The organism is Candidatus Palibaumannia cicadellinicola (assembly GCF_002855795.1).
GTDB classification, from domain to species: Bacteria; Pseudomonadota; Gammaproteobacteria; order Enterobacterales; family Enterobacteriaceae; genus Baumannia; species Baumannia cicadellinicola_C.
The window spans coordinates 1-1,809 of sequence record NZ_NJPO01000125.1 but is presented as its reverse complement, the minus strand read 5'-3'; the positions used below and the strand labels follow the sequence as shown (position 1 = coordinate 1,809).

Here is a 1,809-nt window from a genome sequence, read left to right as displayed (position 1 = left end):
TATGCTCAGTATCTGTACTAATGTTTAAGGATGATTCGAAATCTTTATGATTTTTGTGATGATGACTACATCCAGCCAGAACAATTATTGATACAGATAACAAAATATTGGTTAGTAATCTTTCTCGTAGCATTTCATATTCCTTTTATCTATATACTAATATTACATACATTTATGACAAATATGGTGGCCAGGCAGGACATGTTACCAATCCATCAGTTGCTAAAATAGGTTTTGTTAAATTGCCATCAATTGATACTAGCTGTAAAACAGAACCCAATGCTTGTGAAGCACTATAAATAAACATTATTCCATTAGGAGCTAGGCTAGGCGTTTCATCCATAAAAGTATTTGTTAACATGCGGATGTCTCCGGTAACTAGATTAAGTTTTGCGATATGTTGTGCACCGTTGTTATTGCTATTCACCATAACCAGGAATTCACCGTTAGCACTGACATCTGCATCCTGATTTTTTGATCCTTCCCAAGATAAACGTTGCGGATTACCTCCATTAAGATTAATTTTATATACTTGCGGATTACCACCTTGATCAGACGTATACGCAATAGTATTGTTATCCGGGAACCAGCTTGGTTCTGTATTATTACTACGTCCATCGGTTACCTGACGAATATGACCGGAAGCTAAATCCATCACATACAAGTTAAGACTACCTGTTTTTGATAAAGCAAATGCTAGTTTACTGCCATCTGGTGAGAAAGCAGGTGCCCCATTATGTTGCGGAAAGCTCGCAATTTGATTGATTACTCCATTCTCTAATGTCTGTACTACTAGTGAGGAACAACCTTTTTCAAATGTAACGTAAGCTAGCTGTTGGCCATCTGGGAACCAGGCTGGTGACATAAGCGGCTCTGACGAACGATGTACTAAAGTTTGATAGTGACCATCATAATCTGCGATACGTAGTTCATAAGGATACTGGCAGTCGCGATTGATATGTACTACGTAAGCAATACGAGTACGGAAAACACCTTTGATCCCAGTGAGTTTCTCAAATGTTTCATCGCTGGCAGTATGCGCGGCATAGCGCAGCCATCTTTTTGCTACCTTGTACTGGTTTTGCGATAGTATAGTTCTAATGTTACTCGATGTGTCGACTAGCTGATAAGACACAATATAGCTATCGTCTGCACTAGGCTCTACTTGCCCCACTATTACTACATCAATACCAAGTACCATCCAAGATTCTGGTATTACTTCTGAGGACATAGCTGGCTGCTGTGGCATGCGTGATTTAATTAATGGATTAAATTTTCCGCTATGACGCAAGTCGTCTGCAATAATATCACCGATATCTTCTGGCACTGCACCTAGACCAGACCATTTAAACGGCACCACCCCAATAGGGCGTGCCGAAGATACTCCTTGAGTTATCTCGATACGTACTTCTGCATACGCATACGTATACAGTACCGAAGCCCATAAAAATAAGATACTTAACGCTACTCGAAAGATTTGCTTCATTTTATCTCCTATCTCCCAAACTAACGTTTAAGAAATGACTGTTCTCATTTTATTGACTGAGGTGAAAAGACAAGAGTAGCGTTTTTAACTATTTCATAAACCTGCAGGTTCGGAGGCTTAGGAATCGTCGCAAGCTTTGCAGCTAATACGGCAGCTTGGCACAAATCAGGATCACCTCTGCTAGGAATAATAGAAATGAGCATACCATCTGATGCAAGCTTAATATGTAGATCGCAAGTTTTACCACTGAAACGGTCTGTATCAAAAAATTTTTGGCTAATAGCGTGACTTACCATAGCTTTATAAATATTGAGATCAATATC

At 39.3% G+C, this 1,809-nt stretch carries 2 protein-coding genes; both read right to left on the bottom strand.

Translation table 11 applies throughout. The annotated features are described in order from the left end of the window. Positions 1-172: 172 nt before the first annotated feature. Positions 173-1,486: a Tol-Pal system beta propeller repeat protein TolB gene (gene tolB, locus CEX73_RS02350; RefSeq protein ID WP_101626993.1), complete on the bottom strand. Its 1,314-nt coding sequence runs from the start codon at positions 1,484-1,486 to the stop codon at positions 173-175. Between the two features lie 44 nt (positions 1,487-1,530). Continuing rightward, a partial coding sequence (gene tolA / locus CEX73_RS02345) for a cell envelope integrity protein TolA (RefSeq protein ID WP_101626992.1) occupies positions 1,531-1,809 on the bottom strand: 279 nt, incomplete at its 5' end.

Coding starts and splice junctions, on each gene's coding strand:
- tolB (WP_101626993.1), bottom strand. CDS start 1,486: ATGAAGCAAATCTTTCGAGTAGCGTTAAGTATCTTATTTTTATGGGCT.